Raw genomic sequence first — 14,196 nt, 5'->3', positions numbered from 1 at the left:
GTCATCCTTTTGTTTTGCTGTATCGTTCTGCCGCGCGCACAAAGCGGCCCGGCAGGGGCGTGCCCGCCCAGTATAAATGCGGGAACCCCGCATAGAAATTCTCGTTTGCAAAGCCGCATTCCCACTGCATTTTTTCGTTTTTGCAGGCAGTAAATGCAGTGCCGTTTGCGGTGGAATCCCAGTGGTGGAATTCGTGGATGGGCAGCGTTTCTCCGGCGCAGAAGAGCATACTGTCCGCCTTGGCGGTCATTTCGGCATAGCCAAAGCGCACCAGCCTTCCCACCCGGATGCCATCGCCCGGCAGAACGTCTGCCATGGGCCACGCCTTACCGTCGGCATCCTCAAGGCTCCGGCCCAGATACAAAAAGCCGCCGCATTCGGCTGCTGTGGGCAGGCCCGCCTGCACGGCCTGCCGGATGGAAGCCAGCATGGTTTTGTTTTCACTCAGCGTTTTGGCGTACAGCTCCGGGTAGCCGCCGGGCAGATACAGCCCGCCTATATTTTCCGGCAAAACCGCATCCTGCACCGGGCTGAAAAGCACAAGCTCCGCCCCGGCATCCCGCAGTGCGTCCAGCGTTTCGGCATAGGTAAAGCAGAACGCCTCGTCCTTTGCCACCGCAATGCGGACGGATGTGGGTGCAGCTGCTCCCGGCAAAGCTTCCGGCGCAGGCTTTTCGGTCAGCACGGCAAGGCGCTGCCAATCCAGTACCAGTGCATCGGCCAGCAGGGCGATCTTTTCCTGCAGGTCGGCAATTTCATCTGCAGTCTTCAGGCCGAGGTGTCGGCTTTCTACCGCTGCCTGCGGCAAATGGGGCAGATAGCCCAGCACCGGCAGGCCGGTCTCCCTTTCCAGCAGGGCCTTGAGCATTTTATACAGCTTTTCGGAACAATCATTGAGCAGGATGCCCGAAACATGGCTGTTTTTGCGGAAGTTCATAAGGCCCTGAATTTGCGCGGCCAGTGTCACGCTGGCACCCTTGGGCTGTACCACCAGCAGCACCGGCAGGCCCAGCGTATCCGCCAGTTCCCAAGCGCTGGCACGGGTGGTCAGGCCCTGACCATCATAAAAGCCCATAGCGCCCTCGCACACGGCGGCACCATGCCCGGCGGCATAGCGGGCAAAAATGGCCCGCACCATATCCCTGTTGGAAAGAAACAGATCCAGATTGTGGCTGTCCACCTGCAGAGCCGAGCGGTGGAACATGGGGTCGATGTAGTCCGGCCCGCTTTTGAACGCACAGGGGTCGGCCCCGCGCTTTTTCAGCGCCGCCAGCACTGCACAGGCAACAGTGGTCTTGCCGCTGCCGGAAGAAGGCGCGGCGATGAGGAATTGCATCATTTGCGTGTACCCGTAATGAGGAAGATGGGGTTATTGGCCATGAGCAGGTGCAGTCGGCCCGCCGGTTTTGTGCGGCTGACGGCGATCTGCGTTACCTCTGCGGTCAGGCCCCGGGCCGTGAGGGCGGCAATGGCAGCGCCCAGCGTTTCCAGCGCAATGGCCGAAATGCAGATGCGTGCGTTCGGATTCTTGCCGAGCACTTCATCCAGCACGGCTTCCATGCCGCCTTTGGTGCCGCCGATGAACACGGCATCCGGCGCAGGCAGGTCTGCCAGCACATCCGGTGCGCGGCCCTCGATGAGGATGAGGTTGCAAGCATGGAACTTTGCCCGGTTTTTACGGATCAGTTCACAGGCATCCGGTTCACACTCCACGGCGTAAACGCGGCCTTTGGGTGCCGCCAGCGCAAGCTCCACGCTCACACTGCCGGTGCCTGCACCCACATCCCACAGAGTGTCGGTGGGCATTACCGCCAGCTTTGCCAGCGCAGCAGCGCGCACCTCCTGCTTGGTCATGGGCACCTCGCTCCGGATGAAGCTTTCGTCCGGGAAGCCCGGCGCACGCAGCTGCGGCAGATCAAAGTTTTCCACCAGAAGCACGCTGAGTGGTGCAAAGCTCTGCCCCGCCAGCTCTGCAGCAGAGCCGTAGCGGATGGCTTCCGCCTCGGTGCCAAGGTTTTCGCCCACCACGCCGTGGGCTTCGCCCATACCGGCATCGGTCAGCTTCTGGCACAGAGAGGCGGGCGTTTCAGTGCCGCCGGTGAGGAAGAACACCGAACGGTTCATCATGCACTCGGCCACCGGGTCGCAGGCGCAGCCATGGGCCGAGACCAGCTTCCAGTCCTGCCACGGTCGGCCCAGCGCCGCTGAAAGCAGCTGGATGCTGGAAACGCCCGGATACACCCGCGCGGGGATGCCCAGCACCCGCAGCGGCGTGAGCAGACCGGACGCACCGGAGTAAAATCCGGTATCGCCGCTGTAAAGCACGGCAGCATCCTGCCCAGGGTTTTGTGCCAGCGTTTCCAGAATGTCAGCGGGCTGGTAGAGCGCGAACTGCCGGGCCGTGCAGTCTGCAGGCAGGCCCGCCAGCAGCCGCTTTGCACCGAACACAAGGCCCGCGCTGCGCACAGCCTGCTGTGCCTGCGCCGAAAGGGCTTCCCATTTTCCGCTGCCCATGCCGATCAGTGTGACCATTGCAAAATCTCCTTGCAATACGCTAAAATTTGTGTTTCCGTCTCGCCAGTTTCCGGCGGGCGGCGCAGCACCACCAGCTGTGCGCCGGTATCGGCAGCGGCCTGCACCTTCTCGGCAAAGCCGCCCGCTGCGCCGCCGTCCTTGGTGACGAGGTACCGGATCTGGAACTGTGTTATCAACGCCTTATTCAGCGCCAGACTGAACGGTCCCTGCATGGCAATGATGTTCCGGTGCGGGACATTGGCTGCTTCACAGGCGGCAATGCCCTCCGGCGTGGGCAGGACGCGCGGGTAAAGCCGCGCCGGTTCCAGCCCGGCAAACACAGCCAGCTCCTTGGCACCGGTGGCAAGCAGGATATTGCCCTCTGTCCCGGCCAGATATTCTGCAGCCTGCGCTGCTGTTTCAAACACCGCACAGCCGGGCGGCAAGGGGCTTTGCGCACGCAGCAGGCGGCGGTATTCCACGCCCGCCTGCACCGCTGCAGCGCGGATATTCCTGGTGGCATCCACTGCATAAGGGTGGGTGGCATCCACGCAGAGATCAGCTCCCGCCAGCAATGCCGCCATGGCATCCGGCTGCAGCCGCCCGGCGTGCACCGTGATGCCCGCCATTTCGCCCTGCTCCTCGGCCCCCAGCGGCGTTGCCACGCACACCGTTACCGCAACGCCAAGCTCTGCCAGCTTTTTGGAAAAGCGACGGCCCTCGGTGGTGCCGCTGAACACGACCGCCTTCACTTACGGTACCCCCGCGGCGTGACCATCCGGCCCGAAAGGGCGCGGGTATTGCTGTTGCCGATATACACGGTGGTGAACATATCCACCGGCGTGTTTTCCAGCTCGGCCAGCGTCAGCACCCGGGCGCTCTGGCCCTCGCGGCCAATGTTGCGCACAAGGCCGCAGACGGTATCATCCGCCTTGCCGTTTGCGCGCAGGATGCGCACTGCCTTTTGCAGGTAGTCCGGCCTGCCCTTGGAGGAAGGATTATAGAGTGCAGCACAGAAATCTCCCTGCGCTGCGCAGGCCAGCCGCTTTTCGATGACCTCCCACGGGGTAAGCCGGTCGGAAAGGGAGATCACGCAGAAATCGTGGGCCAGCGGCGCGCCCAGCACAGCCCCGCCGCTGAGGGCGGCCGTAAGGCCGGGCACCACTTCTACGGCAACGTCCGGGTAATCCTGCGCCAGTTCCAGCACAGGGCTGGCCATGCCGTAAACGCCTGCGTCGCCGCTGCACACCATCACCACGCGCCTACCGGTATTCGCCTTTTCCAGCGCCCAGCGGCAGCGGTCGATCTCCTTGGTCATGCCGGTGGAATAATATTCCTCACATGGGAACTCCGGCTCGATCAGATCAAGATAAAGTTTATAGCCGCAGATGGCATCTGCGTGTTCCAGAACGTTCTGGGCTTCCTGCGTCAGGTAGTAAACATCTCCGGGGCCAATGCCCACCACGTAGACTACCTTTTCCGGTTCGTCGATTTCAAATTTCATCGGATCAAACATTCTGCCACCTCCAGTCCGGGGCATAGGGCCGCACGGCCAGCGCAAAGGTCACGCCGGTATGGGCATATTTGTGAAAAACGAGTGTCCCGTCTGCGGCCAGCACTGCCGACCGTTCACAGACATTGTCCACGCCGGTAACGCTCTGCACAAAGGCCGAAGGCGTAAAGCTGCCGGGGGCGGCACGCAGCTGTTCCGCTGTGAAAAACTGCACCGGCCAGCTGTGGCTCTTACAGAAGGTCAGCAGGCCCGCCTCGTTTTGTTTTAAGTCGATGCTTGCCGCCGCCGTGATGCATTGCGGCGCAAGGCGGTTCTGGTCACAGAAAGCTGCAAAGGCTTCGGCCAGCGTTTCGGTGCTGGTGCCGCGTTTGCAGCCCACGCCCAGCACGCCGATGCGCGGCACCAGATGCAGCGCATCCCCCGCCGGGCAGAGGGTGAGGGCAAAGTCCGGGTCATCTCCCGCCGTGATCCCATCAGGCGGTGCACCAGCAATGGGCCAGTCGGATGCAAACTGCACCGTTTTGCCCGCCAGCAGTGCACCGCTGACAAGCTTGATGCGCTCCGGCTCCAGCACGGTGCAGTTCTGGTGCTTTGCCCACTCGTCCACCGCAAACACACCGTTTGCGTCGGTGGCTGTGGTGATCACCGGCACCGCACCGCACACAGCGGCAAGCGCCCGGGCAAGGTCGTTGGCACCGCCCAGGTGGCCTGAGAGGATGGGCACGGCAAAGCGGCCGCACTCGTCCAGCACCACAACGGCAGGGTCCTGCGCCTTGCTTTGGCAGTGGGGCGCAATGGCCCGCACCGCAATGCCCACAGCACCTACAAAAACAAGGGCATCGCTCCCGGCAAACTGGCGGGCCGTCCAATCGGCAAGGTGCACCTGCCCGGCTTCATGGCCGCAGCGGGCCACGCTGCCGGGATATGCCGCCGCCAGTTTTTGGGCCAGTGCAAGGCCCTTTGCCGTAAAGGCCAGATAGGCGCGGGTCACTGGTCTGTCCCCTTGCGGAACTCGGTGGTAAAGGCCGGGTCGTAGAGCTTGCTGCGCTCATAATTCCGCCCCAGAAAGCCGCCTGCCACAATGAGCGCCGTTTTGGTGATGCCCGCTGCATGAACGCTTTCCGCCAGCGTACCTACGGTGCAGCGCACCGTTTTTTCCTCCGGCCATGTGGCCTTATACACCACCGCTGCCGGGGTATCCGGCGTATAGGCACCGCCTTCCAGAAGCGCCTGCTGTACTTTGTCCACAAGGCCGATGGATAGGAAAATGACCATCGTTGCCCCGTGGGCGGCAAGGCTTGCCAGCTTTTCTTTTTCCGGCACCGGGGTGCGGCCCTCCATGCGGGTGATGATGACGGTCTGGCTGACGGTGGGCAGCGTGTACTCTGCATTCAGTGCCGCCGCTGCGCCGCAGAAGCTGGACACACCGGGGGTATCATCGTAGGGAATGCCCTCGGCGTCCAGCACATCCATCTGCTCCCGGATGGCACCGTAAAGGCAGGGGTCGCCGGTGTGCAGGCGCACGGTGATCTTACCCGCAGCTTCCATCTGCCGCATCACATCCAGCACCTGCTCCAGCGTCATTTCAGCGCTGTTATAAATGGCGCAGTCTGCCTTTGCAAGGCCCAGCAGGGCCGGGTTCACCAGACTGCCCGCATAGATGATGCAGTCGGCTTTCTGAAGCAGGGCCGCGCCCCGCCGGGTGATGAGGTCCGGTGCGCCGGGGCCTGCACCAACAAAATGTACCATAACGTTACTCCTTTACCAAAACGGTGGCAAAATAACCGGCCTGTTCCTGCGGCCGTTCAAGGGAAAGATCCGGGTAGACCCGCTCGTCCGGCAGACCGCAGTTGCACACAAGTGCGCTTTTTTTCAGCTTATCTGCCTGCTGCAGGGTATCCAATAAGACAGGCAATTGCCTGCCGGCTTTCATCAATACCTTGGTGCCGGGCATTTCCAGCACGCGGTCTGTCCAGCCGCCGGGCGCAATGGTAAGCGGCGTATCCATGCCGCCGGTCAGCGGCACATTCAGCCGCGCCGCCGCCGCACAAAAGCTGGGCACGCCTGCCGCCATGGCGGTGGCATAACCCCCGGCCCGCAAGATCTCCTGCAGGTAACCAAAGGTGGCATAGATGGAAACATCACCGATGTTCAGCATGGCAACGTCCTGCCCGGCATCCAGATACTGCCGCACCGCGGCGGCGGCTTTTTCGTGCGAAGCCGCCAGCGCGGCCGGGTCACGGCTCATGGCAAAGTACAGCGGGACGATGGTCTTGCCGTCCAACGCTTCTCCCAGCGCACTGCGGGCGATGTCCAGCGCCAGCATCTGGCCGGAAGCAGTCTGCGGCGCGGCCAGCACCGGGCACTGCCGGATGAGCCGCACAGCCTGCAGCGTCATCAGCTCCGGGTTGCCGGGGCCGACGCTGACACCGTAAAATGTACCTTTCAGTTCTGCCATTCCTGCATCAGCTCCTTTGCCGTTTTTGTCTCGCCCAGCGGGCCGTGCTGGTTGGAGAACAGCACCGCGCCCACCCGGAACGCCCCGCCTGCCCGTCGGTCCAGATGCATCTGGATGGCGGCAAGGATGCTTTCCAGCACCGGTGCACGCAGCTGTGCGCCGTCCAGAATGTCAAGGCAGGCATCGGTGGTGGCGGCATCCATCAGGGCGGCGCACACCTCATGCGCGGCACCGCACAGCGCCGCATGGGCACAGAACACCTCGGCACGGCCATCCGCCGTGTGGGAGTGGGTGTTCATGACCCCTGCCGCCAGCTTGCAGAGCTTGCCCACGTGGCCTACCAGAAGCACCTGTTCAAATCCTGCCGTTGCCGCCATATCCAGCGTATCCCCGATGAAGTTGGAGGTCTTGACCACCGGGAACCGCTCGAACTGCGGCAGAGCGCTGGCCAGATAATCCAGCCCGTAGTTGCCGGGGGCCAGCACCAGCCGCCGGGGGCCGGGGGCATTTTTTGCGCGCAGTGCGGCCTGATTCATTTCCAGCTGGATGGTATCCAGAATGGCCTGCTGGCTCATGGGTTCCACGATGCCGCTGGTGCCCAGAATGGAAAGCCCGCCCTCCACCCCGATGTGCGGGTTGAAGGTGCGCTTTGCCGTCTCGGCACCGCCTTCCACAGAGATGGTCACCGCAAAGCCGCCGGTGTAGGCAGCATTTTCAGCTTCCCGTTCCAGCGCTTCGGCAATCATCTGGCGGGGCACATGGTTGATGGCGGCCTCGCCTACGGGTTGGTCAAGGCCGGGCTTCGTCACCCGGCCCACCCCCTCGCCGCCAAGGATGCGCACGCCGGGGGCATCCGGTTCCAGTACCACTGATGCGACCACCGGCAGGCCCGTAGTCACATCCACATCGTCGCCGCCGTCCTTGCGGATGGCACATGCGGCACCTGTGTCCGTGCTGCGGCAGTAAATGGGAGCCACCTCCACCACAATGCCCTTGGGCGTGCGCAGAGCCACCGTTTCCGGTTCGCGGCCGGTCAGCAGCAGACGCGCCGCCCCTGCAGCCCCCAGCGCGGCACAGGTGCCGGTGGTATAGCCGCAGCGCAGCAACTTCTGCCCGCTGCGGACGTAATGCTCAAACTGAGGTTTTCCGGCGGGTGCCTTTTCGGCTTCCGGCTCCGGTGTGCCGAACAGAGCCGTGTACTGCTGTTCGGTCAGGCCGTACAGGGTGCGGATGTTCTCCGGCTGAAACGCCTGTTCCGGGGTCAGCACGCCGGAAACACCACCGGGCGAAACGCACACCACCGTGTCCGCTATTTTTTCAGCCAATTCCAGCTCGTGCAGGCTCAGGATCACCGCCAGCTGACCGGTATGGGCCAGCTCCTTTAAAATGGTGAGCAGCTCGATCTTGCCCTTGATATCCAGAAAAGAGGTCGGCTCGTCCAGCAGGATCACTTCCGGCTGTTGGCACAGTGCCCGGGCCAGCAGGATGCGCTGGCGCTGGCCGTCGCTGATGCGGTTAAAATCCTGGTCTGCAAGGTGTGCCGCGCCCACCAGCTCCAAAGCTCTGTGCACCTGCTGCCTGTCCTCGGCAGACAAAATGCCCAGCCGTCCGGTGTAGGGATAGCGCCCCGCCGAAACAAAGTCAAAACAGGTGGTCAGCTCCATCCGGCGGCTGTGGGGAGCCATGAGGGCCAGCTTCTGCGCCCGCTGGGTACCGGTATAGGCAGTAAGATCCTTCCCCGCCAGCAGCACTGTGCCGCCCATGGGGGCCAGCTGGCCCGCCAGTGTGCGCAGTAAGGTGGATTTGCCTGCGCCGTTGGGGCCGATCAAGGTCAGGATCTGCCCCGGCTGCACCCCGAGGCAAATATCCGAGAGCAGCGGTGTCTTGCCGTAGCCGATGGCAAGACACCGCGCAGTGCAAAGTGCTTTTTCGTTCATCATGCGCCCTCCCGCTCTGAATTGCGCCGCACCAGCAGCCAGATGACCACCGGTGCGCCGAACACGGCCGTGACCGAGCTGATGGACAGCTCCGTGGGCGCGAACAGACTGCGGGCCAGCAGGTCGCAGAACAGGCAGAAAGCCGCACCGCCCAAGCAGCACCCCGGCAGCACATACAGCGGCTTTGCGCTGCCCAGCAGCTGCTTGACAAGGTGCGGCACCGCGATGCCTACAAAGGAGATCGGCCCCGCAAAGGCGGTGACGCAGGCCGCCAGCAGGCTGGATAGCAGCACCAGCGCTACCGAGAAAGGCTTGACATTCACGCCCACGCTGCGGGCATATGCTTCGCCCATCTGGTAGGCGGCCATGGGCTTGGAAAGCAGAAAGGATGCCGCCAGCGCAGGCAGCACCACCAGTGCCGCAGCCTGCACATTGGCCCATGTCACGCCGGAAAAGCTGCCCTGCGACCAGTTGTGCAGGTTGACGATGTTGGAATCCTGCGCAAAGGCCACCACGATATCGGTGATGGCGGAGCAGATATAGCCGATCATCACACCGCAGATGACCAGAATGCTCATGCGCTGCACCCGCCGGGCCACCGCCAGCACAAAGGCCATGGAAGCCATGGCACCCGCAAAGGCAGCCGCGATCATCGTGGCCGAGCTGGTCAGCATCCCGCGGTCCAGAAACACCACCATGGTCAGGGCCACCGCCAGCTTTGCGCCGCTGGAAACGCCCATAACAAATGGCCCGGCAATGGGGTTTGCAAAAAAAGTCTGCAGCAGGTATCCCGCTGCGCTGAGGGCTGCCCCCAGCAGCGCCGCCATGACCGCGCGGGGCAGGCGCAGCTGCAGGATGATGTTCCCCGCAAGCGCATCGCCGCCCTTGCCCAGCAGTGCCGTCAGCACCGCACCCGGTGCAAGGGATACGCTGCCCCAGAACAGGTTCAGCGCAAAAAGCACAGCCACGGCTGCCGCAAGGGCAATATAGGCGGCTGCAAGGCGTCTGGTACGGGTCATAGGCTTTCCTTTCTGTAAAATTTTCCTTCTTTAGTCCACATGGGTGAGGAATTTCAGGGTACTGGCGGCAGGTGTGCCCTTGGTAAACACCCGGTTCATATCCACGATCAGGTCTGCCAGCTCCATGCTCTGCTGGAACAGGCTCTGGGTGGTGCACCACACCTGACCGTTCTGCACCGCTTTGAACTCGTTCAACAGTGGGAAACGCTCGGTCAGCTGGCTCACCGATGCGATCATGCCCTCGATGGCGCTGTTGTAGATGAGCACATCGGCATCCTTTGCACCTGCATAGAAGTCCTCAAGCGGCAGGTTCATGGTAGCAAGGCTGTTGCCATTGTCCGTCAGGTCCGCAAAGACATAGCTGCCGCCCGCCATTTCGATCATGCGGGCCACATAGTCACTGCCCTTGCGCACAGTGGCAAGGTTGTTGGTGGTCAGCGAGAAGAAGGCACAGCTTTTTCCCGTGGGTTCCTGCGAGAGGATGGGCTGAACGGCTGTCTCCTGCGCGGAAAACACCTGCTCGGCCTGTTCTTCCCTGCCCAGCAGGATGCCGTAAAGCTTGATCCACTCCATGCGGGCCAGCGGGTCGCTCTCGTAACTGGAACGCTCCACCAGCACCGGGATGCCAAAGTGTTCCAGCTGCTCCTTTACCTCCGGCGTGTGCAGGATCATAGTATTCTCAATGGCAAGGCGGCAGCCCGCTGCCAGGATCTGCTCGTAATCCGGGGCGCTGTACTTGCCGGCGTAGGCAATTTTTCCCTCTTCCATGGCCTGCTTCACCTCGGGCAGATACCAGCCCTCGGCCTTGGTGCCGGAAAAGGCCACGCTGTCCAGTACATCCAGATGCAAAAGCAGATCCATCACCGAGGTGGAGACCAGATAAATATTCTCCACCGGCTGGCGCAGCACAGTCACATCAGCAGGCAGACCGTCCACCTCCGCAGCATCTTCCGGCACAACAAGGAACCGTGCATCCGACTCCGCGATGGTCAGCATGGTATAGCCGCCCTCATAGCAGTCCGCTGTGAACTGCTGTGCATAGTCCAGCTTGTAATGATGGGAGAAAACAAGACTTTCCGTATTGGCAGGTTGAGCCTTGCTGCCGCAGCCGGTCAGCGTCAGCGCCGCAGCGGGGATCAGTTTCAGAAATTGGTTGCGAGTGATTTTCATAGGTAACTCCTTCCGTCACGGCTTGCGCCGTGCCACCTCCCTCATAGAGGGAGGCTTTGGCAGTACGGTAAAGTTTATCTTTTTGCCAAAGAAGGTGACTGGAGGAGTCACTTCAGACTTGCGGAATCAAAGGTCAGCGTATACTCGATCTCGTGGGGGGTGCTCATGGCAACGGTGTCGGCGGTGACATCCAGTGCGGTATCCAGCGCCGATACCGGAATTTCAAAGGTGGAATTGCCCTCGGTGTTGGTGGGCAGATACTTCTCGCCGTCCACGAGCATATAGTCGTAGTTGGGGCTGCTCCACACGATGGTGGCGGTCATTTTGCCGTCTGCCACGGTCAGGGCGGCGGGGCTCTCCACGGTGGCACGGCCGGAGCCGCCCTCCAGCGTCACATCACAGGTGTAGGTGCCGTCTGCCGGGGTCTCGGCTTCCGCAGCCTTTTCCACGGCATCACGCACGCTGACGACATGATCGTACCACTTGCCCTTGGTGCCCAGAATGGCAAGGTCAAAGTCCGTATCCACAGCAGTGACCGGAATGTCAAAGCCGTACACCTCCTCCGAGGTGCCGTCGGAATAGGTGACGGTATCTGTGGTGGGCTGCAGCCAGTCGGCCTCGTGGTCGGCGGCATCGGAAGCCTTGCCCAGATACAGGTTGACGATATGGGTGGAAGCAAGGCTGACATGGAAGGTCATCTGGCCGTTCTCCACGGTCAGGGTGCCCTTGCCGTCGCAGGCTTCGTTGGCGTGGAACATGCTGCTGTCGGTGTCAAACTCGGCGGTATACACACCATCCGGCAAAGCGGCGGTCTCAGCGGCAGAAGAAGCCACAGAGGATGCCGCCTCGGAAGAAGCAGCACTGGAAGCTGCAGAAGATGCCGTGGAAGAAGCGCCGCAGCCCACCAGCAGACTCAGTGCCAGAGAAGCAGCGACAATACAGGAAAAAACGCGTTTCATAGGAAATACCTCTACATTATAAGAAATCAGCTTTTATTATACCATTGTTCAGATAAAAAATGAACCCTCTCCACCGGATGCCGCAAAGCGGCCGCGAGACGGAGAGGGTTCGTTTGATCAACCGTTCAGAGAATCGATCGCCGCCTTGGTGTGGGCGACATACAGCTTCTGGACATCCTCGATCCCGCCCAGACCAGCGATCTGGCAGTCGATGCTGTCGAAAGCACCGGAAGCCTTGAACTGGCTCAGCCAGGAGTCGGCATCCTCACCGGCCATATCGTTGTTGGCGTGATCGCCGGCAACCACCATCAGCGGGCGCAGGATGACCTTGGTGTAGCCCGCAGCCTTAACAGCCTCGATGACGTTCTCGCAGGCAGTCTCTTCCGGCTTGCCCTCAACGGTGCCAATGAACACATTGTCGTAGCCCAGAGTCTGCATAGTGGTCTGCATCTGGCTGTAGCTCACCTTTGCGGTGTGCGAGGTGCCGTGGCCCATAAAGACAAAGGCGACCTTGTCCGCAGCAGCGGCATCCAGACTGTCGTAGCCGGCTTCCTTCACGGCAGCAGCGGTGACAGCCTTGGCAACGTCTTCCTTATCCTGATTGATGATGGTGGCATCGGAACCGACCTCGCCCAGCAGGGGCTCAGCCACAGCGACAGATTCAAACTTGTCGCGGTAGGTGTCGATCATTTCCATCATCTCGTCGTACTCAGCACCGTGCATCAGGTGGGTGGGCTGGACGACCAGATTCTTCACGCCGTTTTCCACAGCGCGGTCCATGGCCTGCTGCATGTTGTCGATCTTTTCGCCGTCACGGGCCTGCACATGGTTGATGATGATCTGTGCGGTGAAGGCGCGGCGCACGCTCCAGTCCGGGTATGCGGCCTGCAGGGCATCCTCGATGCCCTTGATGTCCTTCACGCGGCTGTCGTTGAAGGAGGTGCCGAAGGAGACCACCAGCAGCTCGTTGTCGCCAATGTCGTCCTGATTGCGGGCATCATCCTTGGAAGCATCGCCGGTGTCACGGCCAAAGTAGTCGGGGTCGGCGTTCTCACCTTCCACCAGTTCCTTCTGGGTGTCGGTCAGGGCATCCCATGCAGCCTTGGCGGCTTCGCACTGAGCATCGGTATCCTCATTGCGCTCCTGCACATAGATGGCATCGATCAGGTCTGCCACGTTCTTTGCTGCCATTTCGTCAGCCTCCTCGCTGCTCGCTTCGCTGGAAGCGGAAGACGCAGCGGTGCTGGATGCAGTGCTGGAAGCAGCACCGCCGCAGCCGGTGAGCACGCCGGCGCACAGAGCCAGAGCCGTAACAGCTGCGGCCAGCTTTTTGGTTTCGATCTTTCTCATTGTTCTTGTCCTTTCCTGCTGGATAAATTGCGGTTTGAACCAAACAAAGGGTACAGGAAAGAAAGATGAAAGAAGAGGCCCTTCTGTCCTGCGGATGGCATGACAAAAAGACCTCTGTTGTTTCAGGGCTTTTTGGTACAACCAATTCCTCGTGATCTGGGGTTTGCACCCCCGTACCAACAGCAGGCAGGTTTCCTGACTGAAAGATCGCCGCCCGTCATCTCCTTCCCAGAGCATAAGCTCCAGTGGCTGGTGCAAAGCACCCTGATGCGGACTCCCTTATCACAGTGACGAGATCGTGCGGGATCTGCACCCGCTTCCCTTTTACCCTTTCCGCCGTGCAGTGCATCGGCAAAAGGCACCTGCTGTTTTTCTGTTCAGTTCGTCCGGCATTATATCATAAAACTGCGCAGAATGCAATAAAAAACGGCATCCTGCCTTTTTATAAGGAAGGATGCCGTTTGGAGATCGAGCCAAATGCGGAGCTTACTGGAGCGCACGGATCGCATTGATGGTGATTTTGTACTGGCAGGCCACGCTGTCAAACAGCTCCTTGGTACCTTCCAGTGTGCCTGTGCGCAGCACCTCGGTCAAATCGTAGGTGGGCTGATACAGGTTGGTAAAGCCCAGGTTCTGGCACACGCCCTTGAGCGTGTGTGCCGCACGGAATGCTTCCTTCACATTTTCTTTCTTCAATGCCTGCTCCAGTTTCGGATAGCTGTCGTCGTTCAAAAACATCAGCGTAAATCTGCAGATCATGCCTTCGTTGTAAAGCCGCTTGAGCACGTCCTCATAATTTGCGCCCATCTGTCTATAACATTCCTGAATCGTCATGGTTTGTCGCTATGCCTTTCTTTTTCTACTTATCCCGCCTGATTTGCCACAGAGTGACAAAAGCGCCATCCATTTTGTTGCACTTTGTTGCGTTTTAAATATATCACGCCTTACTGCGTTTTTCAATGCAGAGACAAAAAGTCTTGCACTTTTCACATATTGTCCCGAGTTTTTCTTGCAATTTGCCTATCAATTTCTTCCGGCTGGCTTTTTTCTCCGACTTTACCGTGCCTGCATGGCTGCAGGGCTTTTCCCGCCGTTTCTCTGCACGGAAAACGCATTTGAAGAAAAAGGTAAAAAAACAGTTGACAAAAGCCTTTCTGCATGATAGAATAAACAAGTCGTCCGGCGAAGGACACAAAAAGTGAATATGGGCGTGTTCCCGAGTGGCCAATGGGGACAGACTGTAAATCTGCTGCTTTCAGCTTCGGTGGTTCGAATC

The 14,196-nt window shown here is 60.6% G+C and carries 13 protein-coding genes, 1 pseudogene and 1 riboswitch; all 14 genes and pseudogenes read right to left on the bottom strand.

Annotation, left to right across the window (positions count from 1 at the left end):
• Position 1: 1 nt before the first annotated feature.
• The 14 genes and pseudogenes from WMO17_RS02760 to WMO17_RS02700 all read right to left on the bottom strand — a co-directional run bounded on the left by WMO17_RS02760 (position 2) and on the right by WMO17_RS02700 (position 13,727).
• Positions 2 to 1,339, bottom strand: coding sequence for a cobyrinic acid a,c-diamide synthase CobB (locus tag WMO17_RS02760; RefSeq protein WP_349137436.1), 1,338 nt, complete (start codon positions 1,337 to 1,339; stop codon positions 2 to 4).
• Positions 1,336 to 2,532 carry a precorrin-6y C5,15-methyltransferase (decarboxylating) subunit CbiE gene (cbiE, locus tag WMO17_RS02755; RefSeq protein WP_154256021.1) on the bottom strand — a complete coding sequence of 399 codons (1,197 nt, stop codon included), beginning with the start codon at positions 2,530 to 2,532 and terminating at the stop codon, positions 1,336 to 1,338. The genes WMO17_RS02760 and cbiE overlap by 4 nt, the downstream gene beginning before the upstream one ends.
• On the bottom strand, positions 2,520 to 3,266 hold the full coding sequence (cobK, locus tag WMO17_RS02750; protein WP_097781490.1) for a precorrin-6A reductase: 747 nt from the start codon (positions 3,264 to 3,266) through the stop codon (positions 2,520 to 2,522). The genes cbiE and cobK overlap by 13 nt, the downstream gene beginning before the upstream one ends.
• Positions 3,263 to 4,030: a precorrin-3B C(17)-methyltransferase gene (gene cobJ / locus WMO17_RS02745; RefSeq protein ID WP_154256020.1), complete on the bottom strand. Its 768-nt coding sequence runs from the start codon at positions 4,028 to 4,030 to the stop codon at positions 3,263 to 3,265. The genes cobK and cobJ overlap by 4 nt, the downstream gene beginning before the upstream one ends.
• Complete coding sequence (locus WMO17_RS02740) at positions 4,023 to 5,018, bottom strand: cobalt-precorrin 5A hydrolase (protein WP_349137435.1); 996 nt, start codon at positions 5,016 to 5,018, stop codon at positions 4,023 to 4,025. Before WMO17_RS02740 ends, cobJ begins: the two co-directional genes overlap by 8 nt.
• A complete protein-coding gene (gene cobM / locus WMO17_RS02735; protein WP_005943270.1) occupies positions 5,015 to 5,776 on the bottom strand; it encodes a precorrin-4 C(11)-methyltransferase in 762 nt (253 codons plus the stop codon). The genes WMO17_RS02740 and cobM overlap by 4 nt, the downstream gene beginning before the upstream one ends.
• A gap of 4 nt (positions 5,777 to 5,780) precedes the next feature.
• Entirely contained in the window at positions 5,781 to 6,485 is a 705-nt protein-coding gene (gene cobI / locus WMO17_RS02730) for a precorrin-2 C(20)-methyltransferase (RefSeq protein ID WP_349137434.1), read from the bottom strand.
• On the bottom strand, positions 6,473 to 7,753 hold the full coding sequence (gene cbiD / locus WMO17_RS02725; RefSeq protein WP_435387694.1) for a cobalt-precorrin-5B (C(1))-methyltransferase CbiD: 1,281 nt from the start codon (positions 7,751 to 7,753) through the stop codon (positions 6,473 to 6,475). Before cbiD ends, cobI begins: the two co-directional genes overlap by 13 nt.
• Positions 7,754 to 7,921: 168 nt before the next feature.
• A pseudogene (locus tag WMO17_RS13185) lies at positions 7,922 to 8,422 on the bottom strand (ABC transporter ATP-binding protein); the annotation flags it as partial.
• A complete protein-coding gene (locus tag WMO17_RS02720; RefSeq protein WP_337679381.1) occupies positions 8,422 to 9,441 on the bottom strand; it encodes a FecCD family ABC transporter permease in 1,020 nt (339 codons plus the stop codon). The pseudogene WMO17_RS13185 and the gene WMO17_RS02720, both read right to left, overlap by 1 nt.
• Before the next feature lie 30 nt (positions 9,442 to 9,471).
• Positions 9,472 to 10,611, bottom strand: a complete 1,140-nt coding sequence (locus tag WMO17_RS02715; RefSeq protein WP_349137432.1) for an ABC transporter substrate-binding protein — start codon at positions 10,609 to 10,611, stop codon at positions 9,472 to 9,474.
• 107 nt (positions 10,612 to 10,718) lie between these two features.
• Entirely contained in the window at positions 10,719 to 11,570 is an 852-nt protein-coding gene (locus tag WMO17_RS02710; RefSeq protein WP_349137431.1) for an iron transporter, read from the bottom strand.
• A 117-nt stretch (positions 11,571 to 11,687) separates the two neighbouring features.
• Positions 11,688 to 12,920: a sirohydrochlorin cobaltochelatase gene (locus tag WMO17_RS02705; RefSeq protein ID WP_349137430.1), complete on the bottom strand. Its 1,233-nt coding sequence runs from the start codon at positions 12,918 to 12,920 to the stop codon at positions 11,688 to 11,690.
• Positions 12,921 to 13,088: 168 nt separating this feature from the next.
• A riboswitch (cobalamin riboswitch) is annotated at positions 13,089 to 13,301 on the bottom strand.
• A gap of 105 nt (positions 13,302 to 13,406) precedes the next feature.
• Positions 13,407 to 13,727, bottom strand: coding sequence for an Hpt domain-containing protein (locus WMO17_RS02700; protein ID WP_349137429.1), 321 nt, complete (start codon positions 13,725 to 13,727; stop codon positions 13,407 to 13,409).
• Positions 13,728 to 14,196: the final 469 nt, after the last annotated feature.

It is taken from the genome of Faecalibacterium faecis (assembly GCF_040096475.1).
GTDB classification, from domain to species: Bacteria; Bacillota; Clostridia; order Oscillospirales; family Ruminococcaceae; genus Faecalibacterium; species Faecalibacterium taiwanense.
This window is presented reverse-complemented; position numbering and strand designations above follow the sequence as displayed.